A 23290-nucleotide genomic window follows, 5' to 3' on the forward strand; every position below is an offset into this window, starting at 1 on the left:
AGTGTCGCGGTTCACAGTGACCGCGCCCGGAGGCATCTCGCATGGCAACACCCGAAGTAGACATCAGTAAACACGTGCTGCTGGATATCGCCAGTACCACCCTGGACGGCATCGACGGTGCGTCCGTCGCGTCTGCCACCCTGAAGGTCGGCGAGGTGCTCCGCCAGCAGCCCAGCACCCGCCGGCCCCGCGCCCTCCGGGTCACCCGGGACGGCCAGGACGTCACGGTGGATGTCGGCCTGAACGTGGACTACGGCCTGAACGTGGTGGCGCTGGCCCAGCGGGCCCAGGCGGCCGTCCGCGAGAACATCGAACTCATGACCGGCCTGAACGTGCGGGCTGTGAACATCACCGTGCAGAACATCTGTCTGCCCCGGGGAAGTGGCGCTTGACCCGCCGACGTGATCGGGCCGCCGCGCCGGTCGGCACGCGCCGCGCCGCGCGGGAATTCGTGTTCCGCGCCCTGTTCGAGGCGCAGCGCGGCGACCAGTCGCTGCGGGCCGCCTTCACCCGTGCCGAAGGGGCCATGCGTGACGGCGACGACACCTTCGTCCCCCTGAGTGACGACGCCCTGGCCTTCGCGCACGACCTGATGGAGGGCCTGCTGACCCACCAGGACGAGATCGACGGCACGCTGCGCCGCACGATCCGGGGCTGGAGCTTCGAGCAGATGGCCCAGACGGATCTGAACATCCTGCGGCTGGCCACCCTGGAGATGATGTTCCGTCCGGAACCCCATCCGCCGGTCATCGAGAGCGCCGTTCGGATCGCCCGGAAGTTCGGCGGCGAGGACTCGGGCCGCTTCGTGAACGGGGTGCTCGCAGGCCTGAGCCGCACGCTGGGCACGGTGCCCACCACGCCCGAGGCCGAGGAATGACCGGAAACGCCGCCACCGTGCTGGCCGGGCCGCCCGCCGCCACCGCCGTGATCGCGGCCGCGGCCCGGCAGGCCGCCACGCTGGAGCGGCCCCCGCATCTCGTGATCGTGCGGGTGGGCGACGATCCCGCCAGTGTCAGCTACGTGCGCGGCAAGGCGAAGAAGGCCGGTGAATCCGGGCTGCGCTCGACTGTCCACGCCCTGCCCGAGACCACGCCGTCCGCCGACCTGCTGGCCCTGGTCGCCAGCCTGAATGCCGACCCCGATGTGCACGGCATCCTCGTGCAACTGCCCCTGCCCCCGCACATCGCCGAGGAGCCGGTGCTGGCCGCCATCGATCCTGACAAGGACGTGGACGGCCTGCATCCCATGAACATCGGGCGGCTGTGGTCGGGGCGGCCCACCCTGGCCCCGTGCACGCCCGCCGGGGTCATGGCCCTGCTGGAGCATTACGGGGTGCCCGTCGCCGGGCGCCGGGCCGTGATCGTCGGCCGCAGCCAGCTCGTCGGCCGCCCGCTGGCCGGACTGCTGCTGGCCGCCGACGCCACCGTCACGGTCGCGCACAGCCGCACCCGCGACCTGGGCGCCGTGACCCGCGAGGCGGACATTCTGGTGGCGGCGGTCGGGCGGGCCCACCTGATCACGCCGGACATGGTGAAGCCCGCCGCGGTCGTGATCGACGTCGGCATCAACCGTGTGGTCGGGGACGACGGCAAGGCGCACCTGACCGGGGATGTCCACCCGGACGTGGCCGCCGTCGCGTCGGCGCTGACCCCGGTGCCGGGCGGCGTCGGCCCCATGACCGTGGCGCAGCTGATGGCCAATACCGTGCAGGCCGCGCGGCGGCAGCAGTCCCAGACCAGCGGAGTGACGGGTGACCTCGTTCGCTGACCTGGTCGGCAACCGCTGGCTGTGGACCGCCGTGTTGGCCTCGACGGGGGCCCAGGTGCTCAAGGTGCTGCTCATCCTGCTGATCGAGCGGCGGTGGCGCCCCACCGCCTTCATGGAGACGGGTGGCATGCCCAGCAGCCACTCCGCGATGGTCGCGGCCCTCACGACCGGCGTGGCCCTGTCCGAGGGGATGAACAGCCCGCTGTTCGCGGTGAGCGCCGTGTTTGCATTGATCGTCATGTACGACGCCACGGGCGTGCGCCACAGCAGCGGCCAGCAGGCCCGCCTGCTCAACGAACTCGTGGATGAACTGCGGGCCGTGGTGCGCGAGGGCTTTGCCCCAACGCCCCTGCGCGTGCTGCTGGGCCACACCTATCTGGAAGTGCTGGCAGGCACCCTGATCGGCATCGGAGCGGGCTTCATCGCCTTCCGGCTGTTGCCGTGATCGACCAGCAGGAGGCGGCGGCCTGGCGATGGCCGCCGCCTCCTGCGGTCGAGTTCAGCTCTCACCCATGATGAACCAGTAAAGCCAGCGGCCTGTGCTGGTGCTCTGGAGACCCCCGGTGCTCAGTCCGGCCTCACACGGCCACGCCGCGCACGGCGCCGTCCAGCACACCGGCCAGGCGTTCACGGGTGAAGGGACGCTTGCCCTCCAGCAGTCCAGATTCGCCGGCGTGCAGGTGCCAGTGCTTGCTGCCGCCCATCAGGCGCAGGGACACGCCCTTCAGGTCGACGTGCCGGGGGCTGACCGCGGCCACCAGCAGGGGCTGACCGCCGCTGCTGAGCGACACGCTCATGACCGTGGTGGGCAGGTCGTAGGGCCGTTCCATGCGGTAGATGTAGTCCGGGAAGTCCGCGACCTTCGTGTAGGTGAGGCCACGGGCCTGGGCCTCGGCCTCCAGCCAGCCGAGGAGCGTGACCCAGTTGCTGTACAGTGCCGAATCCGCTGCATGTGCCATGTGGCACAAGTGTACGTCACGTCATGGGCAGCGGTGCCGCTGACGTCAGCCCTGGACGAGCAGCCGCCCGCCATGTGCATCCAGGGTGATCGTCCCGGTGCCGACTGGTTCGCCGCTCAGCACGTCAAGCCACGATCCGCCGGGCAGGCTCAGGGTCACGAGATGCGACTCGGCAGATCGACTGGCGACCGCCACGGCCCGCTCCGTGCGCCCGTCTGTGTGCGTGTACTCGCGCAGGAACGCCACCGCATCCTCGCCGACCCGCAGGAACGTCAGGTGGCCACGTTGCAGCGCCAGCGTGTCGCGCCTGACCCGCACCAGCGCTTGCACCCTGGTGCGCAGCGCCGTATTCCAGCGGGTCTCGTCCCACGGCATCGGCTCGCGGCACCACGGCATGGTGCCGGGCCTGGACTGGCTCAGGCCGATCTCGGTGCCGTAGTACAGGCAGGGCACGCCGGGATACGCGATCAGCAGGGTGAACACGGCCAGATAGCGGGCCGGGTCGTTCCCCAGCCGGTGCAGCGCCCGGCCGATGTCGTGCGATTCGAGCAGGTTGACCATGCCCAGCGCGACCTGCGGCGGCAGCGCGTGGTAGGCGTCCCACAGGATGTCCACGAGTTCCGAGCCGCCCAGACGGCTGGGAGCGTCGAAGTGCGAGCGCCCGGCGGCCCACTGCATGACGGGCAGGCCGAAGCCGTGGTAGTTCATGGCGCTGTCCTCGCCCTGACCGTCCAGGGCGTGTTCGGGGTCGAAGAAGCGCTCACCGAACACGAAGGCGTCGGGCCGCTCTTCGCGGGCGGCGCGTTTCAGCGTGCGGTGCAGCAGCAGGTTGTCGGCGTCGGTGCCGCCCGCGCCGATCATCTGGGCCACGTCGAGCCGCCATCCGGCCGCACCCCGGCGCAGCCAGTGGCGCACCACGCTCTCCTCGCCGGCCAGGAACTCCTGCACGGCGAATCCGTTGCGGTAGTCGATCTTGGGCAGGGTGGGAACGTCGAAGAACGAATGGTACGGCGGCTTGCCCGGCTCGCTGCGCCACGTGAACAGCGAGCGTTCGGGCGCATCCTCGCTCTCGAGGGCTGCCCGGAACAGGGCGTTGGCGCTCCCCATATGGTTGAACACGCCGTCCAGCACAATGCGGATGCCTGCTTCACCGGCCGCCGTGACCAGTTCCTCCCACGCGGCGTCGCCGCCGAGGTGGGGATCGACGTGGCGGTAGTCGGTGATGTCGTAGCGGTGGTTGCTGGGCGACGTGAAGATCGGCGTGAGCCACAGCGCCGTGATCCCCAGGTCGGTCAGGTACGGCAGCGCCTGCGTGATGCCCACGAGGTCGCCGCCGTAGTGCGCGTGGACGTCACCCTCGCGGGTCACGGGCGAGTCCCACGGCACGTGCTGCACCGGGCGGCCCGCGTACTCGTACTCGCCGCTTCTCACGTCATTGCCGGGGTCGCCGTTGCGGAAGCGGTCGGGGAAGATCTGGTAGAAGACGCCGTTCCACGCCCACTCGGGGGCCACGTACCCCGCGAGGTACTGAAACCAGTCCCGGAAGCCGCGCCGCGTGTGGTGCAGGCCCAGGCGCGAGAGGTTCAGGTGATCGTCCGGCAGATTCAGCTGCCACGCATAGCGGACGCGGGCGTCGTGTACCGGCAGGTCGGCCTCGAACCAGCGCCCATCCCCGTGGGGTACCGAGATCTCGCGGGCCGGCACGCCCTCGACCTCCCCGATCCGCACACATCTCAGGGTGACGGACGTGACGGGCAGCGTCGTTCGCAGCCGCACACGCACGGTGCTGCCCTGCGGTGCGCCGAGCACATCGGTATAGCCGGGCGTGTCGTCGTGCTGGGCGGTCAGGATGGATGTGGCAGCGGGGGAATCGGTCATGGCACTCCTGGGAAGGTCAAGGGAACGCGGCACGGCCGCCTGGAATTCAGGTGGTCGTGCCGCGAGGGGCAAACGTTGCCTTCGTGTTGTGTGTGTGCAGTCTGCCCGGACGTCCCCCTCGTGGTCAAGCGACAACGATTTGCATTTAAGCCGTTTACATGTAACACTCACCGTGCACCACAATTCGTCCCCTCCCGGAAGGAGTGTCCTTGCTGCAACCTGTTGCCAGCACCCGTGTCGTGGATCTCGTCCGTGACCGCCTGCGCGCCGCCATCCTGGCCGGCGACCTGCCCCCCGGTACCCGTCTGAGCGTGCCGGAACTCGCCCGCCAGCTCCAGGTGTCACGCTCGCCGGTGCGAGAGGCCGTGCTGCTGCTGGTCGGCGAGGGGCTGGCGGTCGAACACACCCGCCGGGGCGTGGAGGTCGCCCGCCTGGAACTGAGTGACGTGCTGGAGCTGTATGACCTGCGGGCCGGCGTGGACGGTATCGCCTCAAGGCTCGCGGCCGAACGCATGACCTCGGCCGATCTTGCTGCGCTGCGCGGCGTGCTCGACGCCCAGGGGGCCGCCGCCATCGGTGACCCGAAGAGTTTCCGTGACCTGGACGCCCGCTTCCACCAGATCATCGTGCAGACCTGCGGAAACAGCCGCGTGATCCGGCATTCCGAACTGCTGCTGCGTGAGATGCGCCTGGCCGGGCCGCTGCTGCTGAACGAGTCGTGGCACCTGAAGCTCAGCCACGAGGAACACCGCACCATCGAACGCGCCCTGCGGCAGCGCGACGGCCCCGCCGCCGAGACGGCCATGCGCTCGCACCTGCAGCGCGTGGCCCAGGCCGTCCAGCACCACCACACGTGATCCCCACCCGTGGCCCCGCCACATCCCAAGGAGCATCCATGCGTACAGTCCTGTCCCTGACCGCCCTCGTGACCCTTGCCCTGAGCGGCACCGTGTCTGCCCAGGCCACCATCAAGATCGGCGCGATCACGTCCGTCACCGGGCGCTTCGCGGAATTCGGCAAGATGCAGCTCGCCGGCTTCAAGGTGGGCGTCGAGGAAGTCAACCGCAAGGGCGGCGTGCTCGGCAAGAAGATCGAACTGGTCATCGAGGACAACGCGAGCGACGTGAACAAGGGACTGGCCGCCGCCGAGCGCCTGGTCAACGCCGGCGTGCCGCTGGTGCTCAACGAGTACTCCAGCTCGCTGGTCAAGGCGCAGGCGCAGTATCTGGCCCGCCAGAAGGTGCCGAACCTCGTGTTCACGTCGAGCGGCGACGACATCACCAAGCCGGGCAGCGACTACACGTACCGCATGAACCAGCCCGCCACCGAGTACGCCCGTGTGATCCTGAATATCTTCCGCGACAACAAGTTCAAGACCATGGCGATCATCGCGGGCACCGGGGCCTTCGAGAAGTCCGTGGCCGACGCCGCGCAGGGCTTTGCGAAGCAGTACGGGATCCAGGTGATCGAGGATCAGCGCTACGACCAGGGCCTGACTGACTTCCGGCCCGTGCTCAACCGCATGAAGGCCAAGAACCCGGACGGCGTCCTGATGGTCAGCTACGCCGCCGACAGCGTCACCGTGATGCGGCAGGCCCGCGAGGTCGGCGTCAAGCCGCGCCTGTTCGCCGGGGGCGCGGCAGGCTTCGCGCTGCCGGACTTCATCAAGGACTCGGGCAGCGCGTCCGAGAACGTCGTGACGGCGACCGCGTGGATTCCGCAGCTGCGCTACGCCGGCACCCAGAAACTGAACATCGACCTGAAGAAGGCGCTGGGCGGGGCTGATCCCAGCTACCACGCCGCGCAGGGCTACGCCGCCGTGCTGGTCGCCGCCGAGGCGCTCCGGGCCGCCGGCAGCACCGACCGCGAGAAGGTCAGGGCCGCCCTGAACAGCGTGACCATGAACACCGCCTTCGGCCCGATCGCCTTCAAGGACTATGACGGCTTCCGCAACCAGAACCCTCTGGTGATGGTCGCGCAGCAGGTGCAGAACGGGGCCTTCGTGCCCGTGTATCCCAAGAGCGTCGTGCCCCGCAAGATCCTCTTCGAGCGCTGAGCCCGGCTGCTCCCCCTCCCGAGGTGCCCATGATGAAGCGTTGCCTGACCACCGTCCTCCTTGCCGTCGCCACGACGGCCGCCGCCCAGGGCACGCTCCAGATCGGAGCGGTCACCAGCCTGTCGGGCCGTTTCGCCACCTTCGGACAGATGCAACAGGCGGGCTTCCGGGTCGCCATCGACGAGATCAACGCGCGGGGCGGCGTGAACGGCCAGAAGGTCGCGCTGGCGATCGAGGACGACGCCAGCGACACCAACAAGGCCCTGTCGGCCGCCGAGAAGTTAGTCAACCAGAAGGTGCCGGTCGTGATCGGTGCGTATGCCAGCGGCATCACCAAACCGCTGTCGCAGTACATGGCCCGCGTGAAGGTGCCGCTGATCGTGGCGACTGCCGTCGACGAGACCATCACGAAGCCCGGCAACGCCTACACCTTCCGCGTGAACAACCAGTCGAGCGTGTATACCCGGTCGCTGATCGACCAGCTGCGCAAGACGCCGGGCCTGAAGACCGCCGTGATCCTGACCAGCAACGACGCCTTCGGCAAGAGCGTCCTGACCGACGCCACGAAACTGCTGCCCGCTGCTGGCTACACGATCCTGGGCAGGGACACCTACGACCAGGGTCTGACCGACTTCCGCCCGCTGCTGAACCGCTACCGAGGCCAGAACCCCGACGTGGTGATCTTTGCCAGCTACGAGCAGGACGCCGTCGCGCTGACCAAGCAGGTTAAGGAGGTCGGCCTGAAACCACGCGTGATCGCCGGGATCGCCACCGGTTTCGCCCTGCCCGCCTTCCTGACCGGCGCGGCCGACGCCGCCGAGGGCTTCCTGGTCACCATGGTCTGGAACCCGGACGTGCGCTACCCCGGTGCGCAGAGCCTGTACACCCGCCTGAAGGCCGCCCTGAACGGCGCGGAACCCAGCCAGCACGCCGCGCAGAGCTACGCCGCCATGCTCGCGGCCGTGGACGCCGTGAAGCGGGCCGGCAGCAGCGATCCCGAGAAGGTGCGATCCGCGCTGGCCCAGACCAACCTGAAGACTGCCTTCGGGCCGGTGACCTTCCGCACCTACGGCGGCTATACCAATCAGAACTCGGTGGTCGGCCTGATCACGCAGGTGCAGAACGGCAGGTTCGTGACCGTCGGCCCGGCCAGCGCGGCTCGCGGCAAGTTGATCCTCGGCAAGTAACCACCACACCGCCCGGACGGCGCCGACACCGCTCGGCCGTCCGGGTTCCCACACCTGCAGCACGCACACCACAGGAGCACACATGGATCCAGCGGCCGTCACGGCACTCATTCAGACCATCGCGCAGGGCCTGCTCACGGGCGGGCTGTACGCGCTGATCGGCACTGGCCTGAGCCTGATCTTCGGGGTCATGCGCGTGATCAACTTCGCGCACGGCGATTTCCTGGCGATCGGCATGTTCATCACGCTGGCGCTGTTCCGCGCCTTCAACTTCGATCCGTATGTCAGTCTGCTGGTCGCCGCGCCCGTGGGTTTCGCGCTGGGCTACGTCATCCAGCGCGTGATCCTGGCCCGCCTGGGCGACCGCCTGACCGAGGCCAGCATGCTCGCCACGCTGGGGCTGGGCCTGATCATCTCGAACACGCTGCTGCTGACCTTCGGGGCACAGCCGCAGAACATCAACGTGGCCTACGCCACCCAGACCGTGCAGCTCGGGGGCGTGCAGCTCAGCATTCCCCTGATCGTGGCTGGTGCCGGCACACTGGTCGCCATCGGCGGCCTGAACTTCCTGCTGTACCGCACCGAACTGGGCCGTGCCATCCGGGCCACCGCGCAGAATCCGCTGGGCGCGGAACTCCAGGGGGTCAAGACCGGCAGCATCCAGGCCATCGTCTTTGGCCTGGGTGTGGCCTTCGCCGCGATCGCGGGCGTGCTGCTCATGCCCCTGCTGTACGCCTTTCCCACCGTCGGGGAGAACTACACGACCAAGGCCTTCATCGTCACGGTGCTGGGCGGTCTGGGCAACCTGCCGGGCGCGGTCGTGGGGGGGCTGGTGCTGGGCACCATCGAGTCCCTGGGGGCCTTCTACATCAGCAACAACTACCGCGATGCCTACGGGCTGATCGCCTTCCTGCTGGTGCTGCTGCTGCGCCCGGAAGGGCTGTTCGGGAAAACGGTGAAGCGGGTATGAGCAGAGAGCAGAGAGCAGACGGCAGAGGGCAGACGGCTATGGGCTCTGGGCTCTGGGCTCTGAGGAACAGAAGGGCTGTGGCACATGCATACGCTTGTGTTACTCACAGCTCACAGCTCACCGCTCACAGCGCCGTTGAGGCCAGCGCATGACCGCTGCCGCCATTCCCCCCACCTCCCGCCCACGCGCCCTGACCTTCGGGAACGTGTGGCTCAGCGTGGCGCTGGTCGTCGTGATCGCGCTGTATCCGCTGCTCTTCGGCAAGGCGATGAACTTCGGCGTGTCCACGTTGATCTTTGCTGGGCTCGCCATGAGCTGGAACATCCTGGGCGGCTGGGCCGGACAGACCAGCCTGGGGCACGCCGCGCTGCTGGGCGTGGGCGCGTACACCATGACCATCCTGGCGACGCCGGAGCGCGTTCCCGCGTTCCTGGGCGGGCCGCTCGCGCCGTGGTGGGGCACGTTGATCGCCATGGTGATCGCCGCGTTGCTCGCCGCTGTGTGGGGCGGGCTGACCTTCCGGCTGCGCGGCAGCTACTTCACGCTGTCGACCATCGCGGTGGCGCTGGTGATCCGGCTGGTCGCCATCAACTCCGAATGGACCGGCGGCAGCGAGGGCCTGTTCATGCCGGATCTGCCGCGTTTCTTCGGACTGGATCTCTTCGACCGCAAGGCCGAGTACATCCTGGCCGCCGGGTTCGTGATCCTGACCCTGGTCGTCACGCACCTGATCCGCCGCTCGCGCCTGGGCTACGCCCTGCAGGCCGTGCGTGAGGACGAGGACGGGGCCCGCGCCCTGGGCATCGACCCCACCCGCATGAAGGTGATCGCCTTCATGATCAGCGCCGCGCTGACCGCGCTGGGCGGGGCCCTGTACGGCATCTACCTCCAGGCCTTCGAGCCGCACACGCTGCTGGAACTGCCGATCAGCGTACAGATTGCCCTGATGGCGATCATCGGCGGGCGCGGCACCATCCAGGGGCCAGCAATAGGCGCGATCCTGCTGGCCGTGTTCGGGGAGGTCTTCCGCAACGTGTTCGCCAGTGCCAACCTGCTGATCTACGGCGTGCTGATCCTGGTGGTCACGCTGTTCGCCCCCAACGGCGTGATGGGCCTGTTCCAGCGCGGCGGTCGCAAGCTCGGGACGGCCCGGTGAGCGGCCCGCAGATCGCCAGCGTGACCGAGTTCAGCGGTCAGCCCATCCACGCGCCCGGCGGCCCTCCGCTGCTGGAAGCCCGCAACATCACGGTGCGTTTCGGCGGCGTGGTGGCCGTCAAGGACATCTCTCTGGCCGTGCGCCCCGGCGAGATCCTGGGCCTGATCGGCCCGAACGGAGCGGGGAAGACGACGCTGTTCAACGCCCTGACCGGCTTCGTCCGGGCCAGCGAGGGCACCGTGACCCTGAACGGCCGCGACATCACCCATGCCCAGCCGCAGGTCCGCGCGAAACTCGGGATGGCCCGCACCTTCCAGGTCGAGCGGCCCTTCGAAGATCTGAGCGTGCTGGAGAACGTGCTGGTCGCGGCGTTCCTGAAGTACCGTGGGCGCGCGGCCGAGAACCACGCCTATGACGTGCTGGAGCGCGTGGGCCTGGCCGACCGGGCCGCGCAGCCCGCGTCGCAGCTGAACCTGGCCCGCCGCCGCCGCCTGGAACTCGCCAAGGCGCTCGCGCTGGAGCCCCGGCTACTGTTCCTCGACGAGAGCATCGCCGGCCTGAACCCGCCGGGCCAGCAGGAGATGGTCGCCCTGATCCGCCAGCTGGCGCAGTCCGGGCTGGGCATCGTGATGGTCGAGCACATCATGCACGTGATCATGAGCCTGTCGGATCACGTGATCTGCATGGCCTTCGGAGAACGGCTCGCCGAGGGTGACCCGCACGACGTGGCCGCCCACCCGGACGTGATCCGGGCGTATCTGGGGGATGACGATGACTGAACTGGGGAAGGGAGGATTGAGGATGGAGGATGGGAAGAGTGCCGTGGTGGGAGCGTCCATCCTCCATCGGCCATCCCCTGCCGTCATGGCTGGGGGCCGCGCATGACCGCCACCACCGTCCACCGCCCCGGCTTCATCCCCGGCGAGCGTGTGTTGGACGTGCGGGATCTGGAGGTCGCGTACGGCGAGGTGCAGGTCGTGTTCGGCGTGTCGCTGCACGTCGACAAGGGGGAACTGGTCGGGCTGGTCGGGGGCAACGGCTCGGGCAAGAGCACGATCCTGCGGGTGGTGTCGGGCATGCTGCGGGCACGCGGCGGGGCGGCCGAGTACCGGGGCCAGAACCTGAACGGTGTGCCGCCCCACCGCATCACCGAGATGAAGGTCGCGCACGTGCCGATGGGTCGGCAGCTGTTCGGGCAGATGACGGTCGAGGAAAATCTGCTGATGGGCGCGTACCTGCCGCGCACCAAGGCGAACCGCGCCGCGAATCTCCAGAAGGTCTACGACTTCTTCCCGCGCCTGACCGAGAAGCGTTCTTCTCCGGCGGCGGCCTTGTCCGGCGGCGAGCAGCAGATGGTCGCCATCGGCCGCGCCTTGATGAGCGAGCCCGAGGTGCTGCTGATGGACGAGCCCAGCCTGGGCCTCGCCCCCCTGGTCGTGTCCGAGGTCATGCGCGTGATCGGCAGCCTGCGCGAGCTGGGCCTGACCGTCCTGCTGGTCGAGCAGAACGTCCGCCAGGTGCTCAGGGTGACCGACCGCACCTACGTACTCGAACTCGGCAAGCTGGTCAAGGAGGGACAGAGCGCCGACCTGATGGGTGACCCCGACATCATCAAGGCCTACCTGGGCGTGTGAGGAGCAGGGGAGGCCGGGCTGGGACTGCCGCCAGAGAGGCTACGACGACGCTGTGCCGTGGCCCCCCACACCCGGGTCATGCCCCCCTCCGAGTGGATGCCTCCCGAACGACAGGGGCGGTCAGTTCAGCACTGACCGCCCCGCCGCGTGTTCTCTCCCGCTTCAGTCGCGTGGCGTGCCCAGAACCGCGTTCTTGCCCGCCACTCCGGCCGCCGAGCCCATCCCGGTCATCCGGCCCACCGCCCGGGCCACAGCCCGTGCCACGGCGCCGGGTTCCCGGCCGCTCTCGGCGTCGGCCACGGCGCGGCGCATGGCGGGTAATGGATCTTCCACAACACGCCCGTGGCCGGTGGCGAGGAACCGGATCGGGATGTCCAGCATGGCGCGGGCGCTGACGGTGGTCTGGTCAAGGTCGTACGTGCCCAGCGTGGGCAGTGGGAAGACCGTGTTCAGGACGCTGGCGACGTGCAGGTTCGGGACGTTGACGAAGGTGTCGCCGCTGTACAGCGTGCCGTCACGCCCGTCGAGATACGCGACGTGACCGGCCGAGTGTCCCGGCGTGTCGAACACAGTCAGCGAACCGACCCGGTCGCCGCCGCGCAGCACGCGGGTGGGAGTCGTCTTCACGCCCCGTCCGGCCAGGAGCGCCGCGTCGTTCTCGCCGACCAGCAGTTCCAGTTCCGGCACGGCGGCCTTCAGGGCGTCAATCGCGCCGATGTGGTCGTCGTGGGCATGCGTCAGGGCCACGCGCTTCAGGGGCAGGCCCAGGCGCTTCACGGTGCTCAGGACGCGGCGTTCCATGCCGGACATCCCCGCGTCGATCAGCGTGATGCCGTCCGCCTCGGGCACGAGGTAGGCGTTGATCAGGCCGAACTGGGCAAGTCGGATCGGCGGGCGCATCAGCGGGTGCCTCCCAGGATCACGCTGAGCAGGCCCAGGCCCAGGAACGCGGCAGCCGGCACCGCGCCGGCCACCACAGTCAGGGCAGCGGCCGCCACGGCGAAGACAGCGAACTTGGCGACCGGCCACGCCGCCCCGGTGACCGGGAGTGCCGCCCGGGGGGACAGGAAGGTGCCCCACACGACCGCGAAGGCCAGCAGCGCCGCGCCGGCTCCCAGCCAGCCCCCGGTGCGCCACCCCCAGGTGGTCAGGGCCGCGACGGCGACGAGTTCCAGTGCGAAGGCGAGGACATCGGACGCGCTGATCATGGGAACCTCCTGTGGGTGAACGGTGTTCGTTTTCATGGAAAACACCGTACGTCTTGGCGGGGCATCTGTCAAGACGTACACTGTTCGCGGCATGCCCTACCCATCCAAACTCACGACCGAACGTATTGAGGACGTCGCCTGGGAGAGGTTCCAGGCCGGCGGAGAGGAAGCGCTGAGTATGCGACCTCTGGCCGAGGAGTTGGGCGTCCGCGCCGGGAGCCTGTACCGGCACTTCGACAGCCGCGCCGCCCTGCTCCGCCGCCTGGCCCAGCGGGCCGCCCGCGATCTTCAGGGCGAGATCCTGCGCGCTGCCGAGGGACACGAGCCCCGCAACGCGCTCCAGGCGACAGCTGGCGCCTACCTGCACTACGCGCGCACGAACCCGCATGCCTACGCGCTGCTGCTCGTGCCGGGTGAGACCCTAGCCCTGCCCGGCCTGAAGACCGATGCGGGCAAGGCGCTGTGGCTCACGCTGCTGGGACTGGTGGGAGCCCTCAGCGGCGATCCGGACGACACCGACCATGTCGTGGCCCTGTGGACACTGCTCCACGGCGCCGCCAGCCTGGAGCGGGCCGGCATGTACGGAGCCAGCGGGCCACGTGGGGGCATCACCCTGGGCCTGAACGCCATTCTCGACCACGCGCAGGAGGCGGGCCGCCGCCGTAACGCACCTTCCTGACCGTCCCGCACCCGCCCGCGTACACTGCCTGCATGAAGAAGAATTCCGGTGAGCCGCAGGCGAACCCGAGCACGGCGAGGATGAACAACATCTGGAACTGGAGCGGTAGAAGGACGGGCCGATCCGTCCACGGCCTGTCCTGGAATGCCGGAAGTTCCAGATGACGACCCGCCGGCAGACCGTGACCGTGGACGTGGGCGGCGTGCCCATCGGCAGTGCCCACCCCATCGTCGTGCAGAGCATGACCAACACCGACACCGCCGACGCCGAGGGCACCGCGATCCAGATCGCGCAGCTGGCCCGCGCCGGCAGCGAGATCGTGCGGGTCACCGTGAACACCCGTGAGGCTGCCGCCGCCATCCCCGAGATCGTCGCCCGGATGGCCGAGGTCGGCCTGAGCGTGCCCATCGTCGGGGACTTCCACTACAACGGGCACATCCTGCTGCGCGAGTTCCCCGAGACGGCGCGGTTGCTCGCCAAGTACCGCATCAACCCCGGCAACGTCGGGGCGGGCCAGCACCACGACGCAAACTTCGCGACCATGATCGAGGTCGCCAGGGAGTACGACAAGCCGGTGCGGATCGGCGTGAACTGGGGCAGCCTGGACCAGCAGGTGCTCGCCCGCCTGATGGACGAGAACGCGGCGGCCGGCAGCCCAAAGAGCGGCACCGACGTCATGATCGACGCGATGGTCGTGTCGGCGCTGGAATCTGCCGCGTACGCGGAGGAACTGGGCCTGGCGCATGACAAGATCCTGATCTCGGTGAAGGTCAGCAGCGCGCCGGAGCTGTGGCAGGTCTACCGGCAGCTCGCGCCACTGTGCGACTACCCCCTGCACCTGGGCCTGACCGAGGCCGGCATGGGCATGAAGGGCATCGTGGCGTCGTCCGTGGCCCTGGCTCCGCTGCTCACCGAGGGCATCGGAGACACCATCCGCGTGAGCCTGACCCCCGAACCCGGTGCCAGCCGCAAGCTGGAGGTCGAGGTCGCCCAGCAGATGCTCCAGAGCCTGGGGCTGCGTCAGTTTCTCCCGCAGGTCACGTCCTGCCCCGGCTGCGGCCGCACCACCAGTTCGTTCTTCCAGGAACTGGCGCAGAAGATTCAGGACTTTATCCGCGACACCATGCCCGAGTGGAAGCAGAAGTATCCCGGTGTGGAGGACATGCAGGTCGCCGTGATGGGCTGCATCGTGAACGGCCCCGGCGAGAGCAAGCACGCCAATATCGGCATTTCCCTGCCCGGTACCGGGGAAGACCCCCGCGCCCCGGTGTACCAGGATGGCAAGCTGTTGACGACCCTCAGAGGCCCCCGGATCGCCGAGGACTTCCAGGCGCTGATGGAGAAGTATGTTCAGGAGCGGTACGGGCACGCGGCGCAGGCCCCGGCGTCAACGCTGGTCTAACCATGAACGGCAGAATGTCGCGTCGCCCCGTACCCTGAAGGCATGGGCACCTGGGGTACCGGCAGTTTCGACAACGACAGCGCCGCCGACTTCATCAGGGAAGTGGTCGAGGACGGCGCAGTGGCGCTGCGGGAAGCGCTGGAGGTCGTCCTCGACCCGGACCTCGACTACATCGAGGCCGAGGAGGGCTCGCGGGCCATCGCCGCCGCCGAGGTCATCGCGGCGATCACGTCTGGCGACCACCGCAACATCACGGATGACGACCTGCTCGCGTGGGTCGAGGGCACGGACGGCCGCACGCTGAGTGACCAGCGCGAACCGGCGCTGGAGGCGCTGGAGCGTGTCCTCGGCCCGGACAGCGAATTGCCGGAGCTGTGGGAGGAGTCCGACGACCGGCGCGACTGGCAGCGCGACGTGCAGCGCCTGCGGGCCAGCCTGGGCTGAGCGGCGCTCACGTCGGGATCAGCCGGAAGCGTCCGCGCTCGACCCGCTCCAGATCGTGGTACTTCCCGGCCCCTGGCCCGGAGGCGTTGCGGCACATCTCGCTGGCGACGTGGCGGCGGATGGTCGTATCCAGATGCATGGTGCCCCTGGCCCGCAGCGCGGCCACGACCTCCTGGCTGGAAAAGGTGCCATCGGCACTGGCCCGCGCAAGCACGCGGGCCACGGTCAGGATGTCGTCACGGCAGGTCACCCGCCCAGTGTGACGCAGGGCGACCCGCCGTGTCTGTGAGCGCGTCAGAAGCGCAGCTCGATGCCCACACCGGCGCCCAGGGTTCCGGCAGTACTGCCTCGCACATACGCCCGCCATCCCGCCGGGCCAAGCAGCGGCCCGCGCAGGCCGCCCTCGCCGTACAGGGCGAACGAATTGCGGTATTCCGCGCCCACGGTTGCAAAGGCATCGACCCGCGAGATGGGAATGTTCAGGTCGCGCAGCGTGATGCCGGCGGCGTAGCGGTTGGCGATCGCCGACGTCCAGCCCTTCTCTGCACTGCCCTCCAGGCCGAGACGACCGACCAGCGGGATGCTGAGCACGGAGGTGCCCGCATGCACCCCGAAGCCGCCGATCCCGGCGTCGGCGCCGAGCCACACGGCCGCGCCGGCGGTCGACGAGAGGGCGAGGGCAGAACCGAGCAGCAGGGCACGCGGGCGCATGCGGCCACCTTACCCAGAGGGCATGAGAATCAGCCGTCCAGCCGTACTTCGCCCACCTTCGCGAGCATGCGGAAGGTCTGGAACAGGTGGAAGGCGTCGGGACTTGACCAGCCCACCGTCACGGCGTCCACGCGGGTGATGCCGGGCACGCGCTCGCAGGCGTCGGCGCGGGCCTGGTGGTTGAACGACAGCTGTGCGGCGGCGGGCCACACGGCCGAATACGGTGCAGCATCGGGAGCGCTCCTCACGGCCTGCTCGGCGCCCTCGCGGATGCGGCGCTGGGCCTCGCGCGGGTGCAGGTGCGCGGCGGCGAAGCTGCTCAGGCCCTCCTTGACGGCCACGGTGACCACCTGCGGCCCCAGCTCGGACGTGATCTCGGCCATCGCCACGTCGTCGCCGCACGCGAAGACCACCGGCACGCCGTAATGGCCGGCCAGCAGGGCGTTCAGGCCATACTCGCCGGTCGAGCTGCCATTCACGCGCACGTCGCGGATGAAGCCGTTCCAGGTATGGGCCAGTGGCCCGCGCATGCTCCCGGCCCGCGCGTGGTAACCGACATACAGCAGCGCCCCCACCCCCGGCTCCTGCACGCCCTGCACCATGCTCAGCGGCTTGTCGTTGCCGCTGGTGAAGCGCACGCCGCCTGGGAGCAGCTCGGGAATCAGGTTGCGCATGGTGTCGTGGCTGTCGTTGACCAGCACGTCCGTCGCGCCCGCGTCCAGCGCTCCGTGCGCGGCGGCGGCGGCCTCCAGGGTCATGCGTTCGCGGGCCCGTTCGTATTCGGCGCTGCTGACCAGCCCGCCGAACTCCGGGGGGCTGACCTGCACCCAGCTGCTGACGCCGCACACGCCCTCCATGTCCACGCTGATGACGACCTTCATGCGCGCAGCGTAGCCCACACCGCGTGCATGCTGCCGCACGTTCCGGTACGGTGGAGCGGCTCATGTTAGCCTCGTGTGCTATGAGCCGCGTCGCCCTGAAATCCGCCCGTGAGATCGAGATCATGCGCCGCGCCGGGGCGCTCGTCGCCGAGACCTTCCGCGTGCTGGAACCGTACGTGAAGCCCGGCGTGACCCTGAAGGAACTCGACACCCTGGCCGAGGAACATATCCGGAAGGCCGGGGCGATCCCCGCGTATCTGGGCTACGGCCCCAAATCCAGCCCCTTTCCCGGCACCATCTGCGCCAGCGTGAACGAGGTCATCTGCCACGGCATCCCGGACGGCCGGGTGCTGCAGGATGGCGACATCGTCGGGGTGGATATCGGCGTCCTGCTGGAGGGATACTACGGCGACGCGTGCACCACCTACACCGTCGGCACCGTCAGCAAGGAGGTGCAGGGGCTGGTGGACACCACGCGGGACGCGCTGGACGCCGCGCTGGAGGTCGTGAAGCCCGGCGCACGGCTGGGCGACATCGGCCACGCCATCCAGACCCTGGCCGAGGGCCGGGGCTATTCGGTCGTCGAGGAATACACCGGGCACGGCATCGGCAAGAGGCTGCACGAGGAGCCGACCGTGCGCCACCGGGGCGTGCGGTATACCGGTCTGAAACTCGTGCCGGGCATGGTCTTCACCATCGAGCCGATGATCAACCTGGGCCGCCCCGAGACCCGCCTGCTGAGCGACAAATGGACGGTGATCACCCAGGACGAGCAGCCCAGCGCCCAGTTCGAGCATACGGTCGTGGTCACGGATCGCGGCCACGAGGTGCTGACGCGGTGACCAGCCCCCACCCGCCGAGGTTTCCGAGGGGCGGGCTGCGGGCGCTGGAGGCGGCCGCGCTGGAACCCGAGACGACTTACCGGGGCGTGGTCATCGAGGGCGGGCGCGTGCCGTCCCGCCTGCACGCCGTGGCCCTGGAGGGCTGTGTGCTGCGGGGAACCGATCTGCGCGACGTGGCCTGGACGTTGGTGCGGCTATCAGACGTGCGTCTGGAAGGCTGTGACCTGAGCGCAGCCCGCCTGACCGACGCCGCCCTGACGCGGGTCGAGATTAGGGGCGGCCGGATGCTGGGCACGCAGCTCCCGCAGGTGGTCATGAAGGACGTGCGCCTGACAGGCGTGACCGCGCCCTTCTCGCTGTGGAATGGAGCACAGGCCACGCGGCTGCACGCGCGCGACTGTGACCTGACCGACGCGGTCTTCACCGGCGCTGCCCTACCTGGGGCCGTGCTGCGCGGCTGCGTGCTGACCCGGACCGACGTTCACCGCGCGACCCTGACCGGGGCCGACCTGCGCCATTCCGATCTGAGGGGCATCGCGCTGGGCCTGCCGGAGCTCGCGGGCGTGACCGTGGACGAGGGACAGCTCGTGGCCCTGGCCCGTTTCCTGGGCGTGACCGTGGCTGAACCTCCCCTGGACGACCCTCAGGACTGAAGGAACTCGCGCACGGTGGCGGGGCCGTCCTCACGGTGCCCCTGCACAAAGCGATCCCTCAGGAAGGCCCCCTGCGTGAGCATCCGCTGGGCCGCCGTCTGATCCTGTCCCAGTACGGCGCTGACGCCCTGCGCGATGGTCTCCAACTGCGCCTGAAGGTGGCTCTCGGGGCTGTGACCTCGGGCATGCAGGTGGGCCCGCGCCGCCGGGGTGAGGGTCAGGTAGGCCCGCAGGGTCGTCGGCAGGTAGTCCAGGCGGGCCTGCCGCAGGACGTACTGCGCCGGCACGTCCAGCTGATCGTAGGGCGCGTCCTGAAGGCGGCACAGCAGGGCCAGGGCGTACTGCCGGTGCGGCTCGGGCAGGCGGAGGGCCAGCGTGGGGGTGTCGTCCGCAGGGTCGGGCGGCGCAGCGGCCGGCGCGACCGGGACCGGGCGCAGGACATGCAGCCGCTCCATCTCGTGACGGTGGATCAGGTGGCGGCGCACCAGGGGGAACGCGAAGATGCTCCCGAAGAACATCAGGGGCACGAGGGTGGCTTCGGCATTCATGGTCGACCTCCTGGGCGGGACAGGGACTTGTCGGGCACCGTATCCCGGCGTCATGAGCGCTGCGTCCGGCAAAAGGGGGACGTGGCCCCGTGAGTTCCTTACAATCACGGACATGAGCCCAGAATCTGACATGGAGCCCCGCCCATAACCGGCGTCGCCTTCAAGGGAAAACGGACACGCGACCTCTCGCCCGACGCGGCCGTCAGCGTGGTGGATGTCGTGAAGGGCTACCGCAGCGCGGGAGGCAGCGAGACCCGCGTGCTGGACGACATCGACCTCGACATCCGGCGCGGCGAGTTCTTCAGTCTGCTGGGGCCGTCGGGCTGCGGCAAGACCACGCTGCTGCGCCTGCTGGCGGGCTTCGAGCAGCCGGACGCCGGGCGCATCATCATCGGCGGGCAGGACATGACCGGCGTGCCGCCGCACCGGCGCAACGTGAACACCGTGTTCCAGAGCTATGCGCTGTTCCCTCATCTGAACGTGCACGACAACGTGGCCTTCGGCCTGCGCATGAAGGGCGTGACCGGGGCGCAGCAGCGCGAGCGCGTGGGCCGGGCACTGGAGTCCGTGCGGATCGCGGAGTTCGCGGCCCGCCGTCCGGATCAGCTGTCGGGCGGGCAGCGCCAGCGCGTCGCCCTGGCCCGCGCCATCGTGAACGAGCCGCAGGTGCTGCTGCTCGACGAGCCGCTGTCGGCGCTGGATCTCAAGCTGCGCAAGGAGCTGCAGGTGGAACTCGCCAACCTGCAGGAGACCCTCGGCATCACCTTCGTGTTCGTCACGCACGACCAGGAGGAGGCGCTGGTCATGAGCGACCGGATCGCCGTGATGAACCGGGGCCGCATCGAGCAGCTCGGGCGCGCCGAGGAACTGTACGAGAAGCCGCGCACGGCCTTTGTCGCGAACTTCCTGGGCAGCAGCAACCTGATCCCCGGCACTGTGCAGGAACTCGACGGCCCGGCTGCCGTGATCCGCACCGCGCACGGCCTCCTGCGTACCACCCACGGAGCGGGCCTGCGCGTCGGCCAGGACGTGACCCTGAGTGTGCGCCCTGAGAAGCTCCGCATGGAGCGCGACGAGGAGACCGAGGGCAACGAGATCCGCGCCCGCGTGGACGACATCGTGTACACCGGCGCCGAGAACCAGTACCTGCTGGAGGCCGCCGGCCAGCGTCTCGTGGCCTTCCAGCTGAACGCCGACATCGGCGCCGACGAGGACTTCGACTACGACGAGCAGGTGGCCCTGTACCTTCCGCCGGACAACCTGATCGTGCTGGAGGAGACGTGAGGCGCTTCGCGCCGCAGAGGGCTGACCGCAGAGGGCCGAGGGCTCCTGGCTGTCAGCTCGCTGCCCTCTGCTCTCTGCGTGCCGAAGGCACCCCATGCTGACCCTCCGCCGCTTCCTGGGGACACTGGGGCCGGGCACGCTGTGGCTGGTGGCCTTCGTGGTGCTGCCAGCGGTGGTGATGCTCGCGTACTCGTTCCTGACACGCACGGATCTGGCGCGGGTCGGTGGCCCATGGACACTGGAGAGCTGGCAGCGGGTGGCCGGCTACGACGCGCTGTTTCAGGAGTGGGTGAGCGACAACGCGCGGGTGCTGTGGCGCTCGGTGTGGGTGGCCGGTCTGAGCACGCTGCTGTGCGTGCTGATGGGCTATCCGCTGGCGTTCTACATCGCCCGGCAGGACGCGCGGCGCAAGAACCTGCTGCTGCTGCTGCTGATCATCCCGTTCTGGACGAACTTCCTGATCCGGGTGTACGCGTGGATCCTGATCCTGCGGCCCCTGGATCTGGTGCCCAGTCTGGCCGCGACCTTCCTGGGCATGGTGTACGCCTTCGTGCCCTTCTTCGTCCTTCCGGTGTATTCCAGCGTCGAGAAGATCGACTGGCGGCTGCTGGAGGCCGCCGAGGATCTGGGCGCGTCCCCGGTGCGGGCCTTCCTGACCGGCGTGTTCCCCCAGACGCTGCCGGGGCTGGTGGCGGGCATCATCCTGACCTTCATCCCGGCGCTGGGCACCTTCGTGGTCAGCGACATCCTGGGCGGCGCAAAGACGGCCCTGGTCGGCAACGTCATCCAGAACCAGTTCGGACAGGCCGGCGACTGGCCCTACGGCAGCGCCCTGAGCTTCCTGCTGATGGGCGTGGTGCTCGTGGGCCTGTGGACATATGCGCGGACCGCCGGCCAGAAAGGCCTGGAGGAACTCGTATGAGGGGGGGCGCTTCGCTCCGCAGAGGGCTGACAGCAGAGGGCCAGGTGCCTGGTGCCGTCTGCTCTCTGCTCTCTGCCCTCCGCCCTCTGCGCCCCGCAGGGGCACCGTGAGACGCACCCACCCTGCCCTGAGTGCGTGGGCCGTTCTGGTCTACGCCTTCCTGTACCTGCCGATCCTGGTGGTCATCGTGTTCTCGTTCAACGACTCGCGCTTCGGGGCGACGTGGGCGGGCTTCACGACGAAGTGGTACGGAGTGCTGTTCTCGCGTGCCGACGTGCGCGAGGCCGTGGCGCACACGCTGGAGATCGCGCTGCTGAGCACGCTGGTCAGTACCGTGCTGGGCACGCTGGTCGGCCTGGGGCTGTGGCGCTACTCCTTCTCGTTCCGCACGCCACTCACCTTCCTGCTGGTCATGCCGATCGTGGTGCCGGACGTCGTGATGGGCGTGAGCCTGCTGATGTTCTACGCCTTCGTTCGCGTGGGGCTGGAGCGCATCGGCTGGACGTTCGACAACGGCTTCTGGACGGTGCTGCTGGCGCACGTGACCTTCCAGATCAGCTACGTGGCCCTGACCGTGCGATCGCGCCTCGCCGGGTACGGGCGGGATCTGGAGGAAGCGGCCCGCGACCTCGGGGCCAGTGGTCTGAAGTCCTTCCTGCACGTCGTGCTGCCCCTGGCCATGCCGGGCGTCCTGGCCGGCGCCCTGCTGGCCTTCACCCTGTCCCTGGACGACTTCGTGGTCACGTACTTCACCAGCGGCTCGGGCTTCAGTACGCTGCCGGTGCTGATCTACACCAACGTCAAGCGTGGCGTCACCCCCGACATCAACGCGCTCAGCGCCCTGCTGGTGCTCGTGACGGTCGTGGTGATCATCGCGGCCAATGCCCTGCTGCGTCCGCGCCGGGGGAGGGCATGAGGGGGCGGCTGGCCCTGCTGCTGGCTCCGGCGATTCTGGCCGGGTGCTACCGCGTGGTGAAGCCTCCGGCGACCTCCACCGCCCCCCAGGCCGCCGCCCCTGCGGTGAAGGGCGACGGCAAGACGCTGCGGGTGTTCATCTGGTCGGAGTACATCGACCCGGAGATCGTGACGGCCTTCGAGAAGGCGAACGGCGTGAGGGTCATTCTGGACACCTACGAGAGCAACGAGGCGATGCTCGCCAAGTTGCAGGGCGGGGGCGCCCAGTACGACATTGCCGTCCCCAGCAACTACGTTGTCCAGAGCATGGTGCGCGGCGGGCTGCTCCAGCCGCTGGACAAGACCGCGCTGCCCAACCTGAAGAACGTGGGGCCGGGATTCCTGAATGCCGCCTACGATCCGGGCAACGTGTACTCGGTACCGTACCAGTACGCCGCGACCGGACTGGCCTTCAATACCTCCCGCTACACCCCGAAGGCCGACAGCTGGGGCGAGATCTTCGGCTCCCGGGACACCCTGAAATTCCTGCTGCTCGATGACCCGCGCGAGGTGGTCGGGGCGGCCCTGAAGTACCTGGGGTTCAGCGCGAACTCCACCGACGTTGCCCAGCTCCGGACGGCCCGTGACCTGCTGCGCCGCACCGTCGCCAAGCGCGGCTTCCAGGGCTTCGACGGGGGGCCGGGCACCCGCAACAAGCTGCTGGCGAAGCAGATCGACGTGGGCCAGATCTACGTGGGCGACCTGTTGATCGCCACCGAGGAGGACGAGGACGTGCAGGTCGTCCTCCCGCGTGAGGGCACGACGATCAGCATGGACACCCTGGTCGTCCTGAAACGCAGCCCGAACCCGGAGCTGGCGCACCGCTTCATCAACTACATCCTGGATGCCGAGGTCGGCGCGGCGATCAGCAACTACACGTACTACGCCACCCCCAATGCGGCGGCCCAGCCCCTGCTGGACGACTTCCTGAAGGAGGTGCCGGCGCTGAACCCGCCCCCCACGTGGCTCACCGATGGCACCCTGGACTTCATCGGCGAACTGCCGTCGGGGCGGCCCCAGCGGCTGTACGACCGGATCTGGACGGAACTCAAGAGCCGCTGAGCCAGGGTCACAAGGGGGGGGTGGCCCCCCGAAGTGTAAGCTAAAAAAGGCGTCCAGCAGGGCATTTCTCCCGCCGCCGGGGGCATTGCTGGA

The 23290-nt window shown here is 69.0% G+C and carries 29 protein-coding genes; 21 read left to right on the forward strand and 8 right to left on the reverse strand.

The genetic code is table 11. From position 1 onward, the window contains the following. Nucleotides 1-41 precede the first annotated feature (41 nt). Genes U2P90_RS10435 through U2P90_RS10450 form a run of 4 tightly spaced genes read left to right on the forward strand, consistent with a single transcriptional unit; the run spans nt 42 to nt 2212 of the window. Nucleotides 42-392, forward strand: coding sequence for an Asp23/Gls24 family envelope stress response protein (locus U2P90_RS10435; RefSeq protein ID WP_295816127.1), 351 nt, complete (start codon nt 42-44; stop codon nt 390-392). After that, nucleotides 389-877, forward strand: a complete 489-nt coding sequence (gene nusB, locus U2P90_RS10440; RefSeq protein ID WP_322472046.1) for a transcription antitermination factor NusB — start codon at nt 389-391, stop codon at nt 875-877. The genes U2P90_RS10435 and nusB overlap by 4 nt, the downstream gene beginning before the upstream one ends. Then, the gene (gene folD, locus U2P90_RS10445; protein ID WP_295816132.1) at nt 874-1767 is read left to right on the forward strand and encodes a bifunctional methylenetetrahydrofolate dehydrogenase/methenyltetrahydrofolate cyclohydrolase FolD; all 894 of its coding nucleotides are present in this window, start codon (nt 874-876) and stop codon (nt 1765-1767) included. The genes nusB and folD overlap by 4 nt, the downstream gene beginning before the upstream one ends. Next, entirely contained in the window at nt 1751-2212 is a 462-nt protein-coding gene (locus tag U2P90_RS10450) for a divergent PAP2 family protein (protein WP_322472047.1), read from the forward strand. Before folD ends, U2P90_RS10450 begins: the two co-directional genes overlap by 17 nt. 133 nt (nt 2213-2345) lie before the next feature. On the opposite strand, the gene U2P90_RS10455 is transcribed toward U2P90_RS10450, so the two are convergent. Both U2P90_RS10455 and U2P90_RS10460 read right to left on the reverse strand, forming a co-directional pair. Next, on the reverse strand, nt 2346-2726 hold the full coding sequence (locus U2P90_RS10455; protein ID WP_322472048.1) for an NADH-quinone oxidoreductase subunit 15: 381 nt from the start codon (nt 2724-2726) through the stop codon (nt 2346-2348). 45 nt (nt 2727-2771) lie between these two features. Continuing rightward, nucleotides 2772-4604: a glycoside hydrolase family 13 protein gene (locus U2P90_RS10460; RefSeq protein WP_322472049.1), complete on the reverse strand. Its 1833-nt coding sequence runs from the start codon at nt 4602-4604 to the stop codon at nt 2772-2774. A 203-nt stretch (nt 4605-4807) separates the two neighbouring features. Here U2P90_RS10460 and U2P90_RS10465 point away from each other — a divergent pair, with 203 nt between their 5' ends. The 7 genes from U2P90_RS10465 (at nt 4808) to U2P90_RS10495 (ending at nt 11607) form a co-directional block, all read left to right on the forward strand. Further along, nucleotides 4808-5461, forward strand: coding sequence for a GntR family transcriptional regulator (locus U2P90_RS10465; RefSeq protein ID WP_322472050.1), 654 nt, complete (start codon nt 4808-4810; stop codon nt 5459-5461). A 38-nt stretch (nt 5462-5499) separates the two neighbouring features. Next, entirely contained in the window at nt 5500-6660 is a 1161-nt protein-coding gene (locus U2P90_RS10470) for an ABC transporter substrate-binding protein (protein WP_295816140.1), read from the forward strand. A gap of 32 nt (nt 6661-6692) precedes the next feature. Further along, entirely contained in the window at nt 6693-7847 is a 1155-nt protein-coding gene (locus U2P90_RS10475) for an ABC transporter substrate-binding protein (protein ID WP_322472051.1), read from the forward strand. An 82-nt stretch (nt 7848-7929) separates the two neighbouring features. Then, nucleotides 7930-8817 (forward strand): branched-chain amino acid ABC transporter permease, encoded by an 888-nt coding sequence (locus U2P90_RS10480; protein WP_295816143.1) that lies wholly within the window; start codon nt 7930-7932, stop codon nt 8815-8817. Nucleotides 8818-8965: 148 nt separating this feature from the next. Next, entirely contained in the window at nt 8966-9973 is a 1008-nt protein-coding gene (locus U2P90_RS10485) for a branched-chain amino acid ABC transporter permease (protein ID WP_322472052.1), read from the forward strand. Then, complete coding sequence (locus U2P90_RS10490; protein WP_322472053.1) at nt 9970-10752, forward strand: ABC transporter ATP-binding protein; 783 nt, start codon at nt 9970-9972, stop codon at nt 10750-10752. The genes U2P90_RS10485 and U2P90_RS10490 overlap by 4 nt, the downstream gene beginning before the upstream one ends. A 102-nt stretch (nt 10753-10854) precedes the next feature. Beyond that, the gene (locus U2P90_RS10495; RefSeq protein WP_322472054.1) at nt 10855-11607 is read left to right on the forward strand and encodes an ABC transporter ATP-binding protein; all 753 of its coding nucleotides are present in this window, start codon (nt 10855-10857) and stop codon (nt 11605-11607) included. A gap of 162 nt (nt 11608-11769) precedes the next feature. Here the strand turns inward: U2P90_RS10495 and U2P90_RS10500 are convergent, their stop codons facing one another. Together U2P90_RS10500 and U2P90_RS10505 are read right to left on the reverse strand one after the other, a co-directional pair. Then, nucleotides 11770-12507 carry an MBL fold metallo-hydrolase gene (locus U2P90_RS10500; RefSeq protein WP_322472055.1) on the reverse strand — a complete coding sequence of 246 codons (738 nt, stop codon included), beginning with the start codon at nt 12505-12507 and terminating at the stop codon, nt 11770-11772. Then, nucleotides 12507-12815, reverse strand: a complete 309-nt coding sequence (locus U2P90_RS10505) for a DUF2568 domain-containing protein (RefSeq protein ID WP_322472056.1) — start codon at nt 12813-12815, stop codon at nt 12507-12509. The genes U2P90_RS10500 and U2P90_RS10505 overlap by 1 nt, the downstream gene beginning before the upstream one ends. Before the next feature lie 91 nt (nt 12816-12906). On the opposite strand from U2P90_RS10505, the gene U2P90_RS10510 reads away from it, so the two are divergent. The 4 genes from U2P90_RS10510 to U2P90_RS10525 are packed head-to-tail and all read left to right on the forward strand — an operon-like array spanning nt 12907 to nt 15340. Beyond that, nucleotides 12907-13494, forward strand: coding sequence for a TetR/AcrR family transcriptional regulator (locus U2P90_RS10510; RefSeq protein ID WP_322472057.1), 588 nt, complete (start codon nt 12907-12909; stop codon nt 13492-13494). A 32-nt stretch (nt 13495-13526) separates the two neighbouring features. Then, the gene (locus tag U2P90_RS10515; RefSeq protein ID WP_322472058.1) at nt 13527-13658 is read left to right on the forward strand and encodes a hypothetical protein; all 132 of its coding nucleotides are present in this window, start codon (nt 13527-13529) and stop codon (nt 13656-13658) included. After that, a complete protein-coding gene (gene ispG, locus U2P90_RS10520; protein WP_322472059.1) occupies nt 13655-14896 on the forward strand; it encodes a flavodoxin-dependent (E)-4-hydroxy-3-methylbut-2-enyl-diphosphate synthase in 1242 nt (413 codons plus the stop codon). Before U2P90_RS10515 ends, ispG begins: the two co-directional genes overlap by 4 nt. A gap of 42 nt (nt 14897-14938) precedes the next feature. Then, a complete protein-coding gene (locus U2P90_RS10525; protein ID WP_322472060.1) occupies nt 14939-15340 on the forward strand; it encodes a DUF4259 domain-containing protein in 402 nt (133 codons plus the stop codon). Nucleotides 15341-15347: 7 nt separating this feature from the next. Here the strand turns inward: U2P90_RS10525 and U2P90_RS10530 are convergent, their stop codons facing one another. Genes U2P90_RS10530 through U2P90_RS10540 form a run of 3 tightly spaced genes read right to left on the reverse strand, consistent with a single transcriptional unit; the run spans nt 15348 to nt 16932 of the window. Continuing rightward, a complete protein-coding gene (locus U2P90_RS10530; protein WP_322472061.1) occupies nt 15348-15590 on the reverse strand; it encodes a hypothetical protein in 243 nt (80 codons plus the stop codon). Between the two features lie 44 nt (nt 15591-15634). After that, nucleotides 15635-16051, reverse strand: coding sequence for a hypothetical protein (locus tag U2P90_RS10535; RefSeq protein ID WP_295816163.1), 417 nt, complete (start codon nt 16049-16051; stop codon nt 15635-15637). Nucleotides 16052-16080: 29 nt separating this feature from the next. Beyond that, the gene (locus tag U2P90_RS10540) at nt 16081-16932 is read right to left on the reverse strand and encodes a M55 family metallopeptidase (protein WP_322472062.1); all 852 of its coding nucleotides are present in this window, start codon (nt 16930-16932) and stop codon (nt 16081-16083) included. Nucleotides 16933-17012: 80 nt separating this feature from the next. Between U2P90_RS10540 and map the strand changes: the two genes are divergently transcribed. Beyond that, nucleotides 17013-17774 (forward strand): type I methionyl aminopeptidase, encoded by a 762-nt coding sequence (map, locus tag U2P90_RS10545; RefSeq protein ID WP_322472063.1) that lies wholly within the window; start codon nt 17013-17015, stop codon nt 17772-17774. Continuing rightward, on the forward strand, nt 17771-18427 hold the full coding sequence (locus U2P90_RS10550; RefSeq protein WP_322472064.1) for a pentapeptide repeat-containing protein: 657 nt from the start codon (nt 17771-17773) through the stop codon (nt 18425-18427). Before map ends, U2P90_RS10550 begins: the two co-directional genes overlap by 4 nt. Here the strand turns inward: U2P90_RS10550 and U2P90_RS10555 are convergent. Further along, nucleotides 18418-18975, reverse strand: coding sequence for a hypothetical protein (locus U2P90_RS10555; RefSeq protein WP_322472065.1), 558 nt, complete (start codon nt 18973-18975; stop codon nt 18418-18420). The two genes, U2P90_RS10550 and U2P90_RS10555, sit on opposite strands and share 10 nt — an antisense overlap. A 219-nt stretch (nt 18976-19194) precedes the next feature. On the opposite strand from U2P90_RS10555, the gene U2P90_RS10560 reads away from it, so the two are divergent. From U2P90_RS10560 to U2P90_RS10575, 4 genes are all read left to right on the forward strand, one after another. After that, nucleotides 19195-20259 (forward strand): ABC transporter ATP-binding protein, encoded by a 1065-nt coding sequence (locus U2P90_RS10560; RefSeq protein ID WP_295816172.1) that lies wholly within the window; start codon nt 19195-19197, stop codon nt 20257-20259. Between the two features lie 94 nt (nt 20260-20353). After that, a complete protein-coding gene (locus tag U2P90_RS10565) occupies nt 20354-21181 on the forward strand; it encodes an ABC transporter permease (protein ID WP_295816173.1) in 828 nt (275 codons plus the stop codon). Between the two features lie 106 nt (nt 21182-21287). After that, complete coding sequence (locus tag U2P90_RS10570) at nt 21288-22097, forward strand: ABC transporter permease (RefSeq protein WP_295816176.1); 810 nt, start codon at nt 21288-21290, stop codon at nt 22095-22097. Then, nucleotides 22094-23197, forward strand: coding sequence for a polyamine ABC transporter substrate-binding protein (locus U2P90_RS10575; RefSeq protein WP_322472066.1), 1104 nt, complete (start codon nt 22094-22096; stop codon nt 23195-23197). The genes U2P90_RS10570 and U2P90_RS10575 overlap by 4 nt, the downstream gene beginning before the upstream one ends. Nucleotides 23198-23290: the final 93 nt, after the last annotated feature.

The sequence above is a fragment of the Deinococcus sp. AB2017081 genome (genome assembly GCF_034440735.1).
Lineage (GTDB): Bacteria > Deinococcota > Deinococci > Deinococcales > Deinococcaceae > Deinococcus > Deinococcus rufus.

Bases quoted from the DNA above. Each gene is read 5' to 3' on its own strand.
- U2P90_RS10435 (WP_295816127.1), top strand. From the start codon at position 42: ATGGCAACACCCGAAGTAGACATCAGTAAACACGTGCTGCTGGATATC.
- folD (WP_295816132.1), top strand. From the start codon at position 874: ATGACCGGAAACGCCGCCACCGTGCTGGCCGGGCCGCCCGCCGCCACC.
- U2P90_RS10455 (WP_322472048.1), bottom strand. From the start codon at position 2,726: ATGGCACATGCAGCGGATTCGGCACTGTACAGCAACTGGGTCACGCTC.
- U2P90_RS10460 (WP_322472049.1), bottom strand. From the start codon at position 4,604: ATGACCGATTCCCCCGCTGCCACATCCATCCTGACCGCCCAGCACGAC.
- U2P90_RS10470 (WP_295816140.1), top strand. From the start codon at position 5,500: ATGCGTACAGTCCTGTCCCTGACCGCCCTCGTGACCCTTGCCCTGAGC.
- U2P90_RS10475 (WP_322472051.1), top strand. From the start codon at position 6,693: ATGAAGCGTTGCCTGACCACCGTCCTCCTTGCCGTCGCCACGACGGCC.
- U2P90_RS10480 (WP_295816143.1), top strand. From the start codon at position 7,930: ATGGATCCAGCGGCCGTCACGGCACTCATTCAGACCATCGCGCAGGGC.
- U2P90_RS10485 (WP_322472052.1), top strand. From the start codon at position 8,966: ATGACCGCTGCCGCCATTCCCCCCACCTCCCGCCCACGCGCCCTGACC.
- U2P90_RS10495 (WP_322472054.1), top strand. From the start codon at position 10,855: ATGACCGCCACCACCGTCCACCGCCCCGGCTTCATCCCCGGCGAGCGT.
- U2P90_RS10500 (WP_322472055.1), bottom strand. From the start codon at position 12,507: ATGCGCCCGCCGATCCGACTTGCCCAGTTCGGCCTGATCAACGCCTAC.
- U2P90_RS10505 (WP_322472056.1), bottom strand. From the start codon at position 12,815: ATGATCAGCGCGTCCGATGTCCTCGCCTTCGCACTGGAACTCGTCGCC.
- U2P90_RS10510 (WP_322472057.1), top strand. From the start codon at position 12,907: ATGCCCTACCCATCCAAACTCACGACCGAACGTATTGAGGACGTCGCC.
- U2P90_RS10515 (WP_322472058.1), top strand. From the start codon at position 13,527: ATGAAGAAGAATTCCGGTGAGCCGCAGGCGAACCCGAGCACGGCGAGG.
- ispG (WP_322472059.1), top strand. From the start codon at position 13,655: ATGACGACCCGCCGGCAGACCGTGACCGTGGACGTGGGCGGCGTGCCC.
- U2P90_RS10525 (WP_322472060.1), top strand. From the start codon at position 14,939: ATGGGCACCTGGGGTACCGGCAGTTTCGACAACGACAGCGCCGCCGAC.
- U2P90_RS10535 (WP_295816163.1), bottom strand. From the start codon at position 16,051: ATGCGCCCGCGTGCCCTGCTGCTCGGTTCTGCCCTCGCCCTCTCGTCG.
- U2P90_RS10540 (WP_322472062.1), bottom strand. From the start codon at position 16,932: ATGAAGGTCGTCATCAGCGTGGACATGGAGGGCGTGTGCGGCGTCAGC.
- map (WP_322472063.1), top strand. From the start codon at position 17,013: ATGAGCCGCGTCGCCCTGAAATCCGCCCGTGAGATCGAGATCATGCGC.
- U2P90_RS10555 (WP_322472065.1), bottom strand. From the start codon at position 18,975: ATGAATGCCGAAGCCACCCTCGTGCCCCTGATGTTCTTCGGGAGCATC.
- U2P90_RS10565 (WP_295816173.1), top strand. From the start codon at position 20,354: ATGCTGACCCTCCGCCGCTTCCTGGGGACACTGGGGCCGGGCACGCTG.
- U2P90_RS10575 (WP_322472066.1), top strand. From the start codon at position 22,094: ATGAGGGGGCGGCTGGCCCTGCTGCTGGCTCCGGCGATTCTGGCCGGG.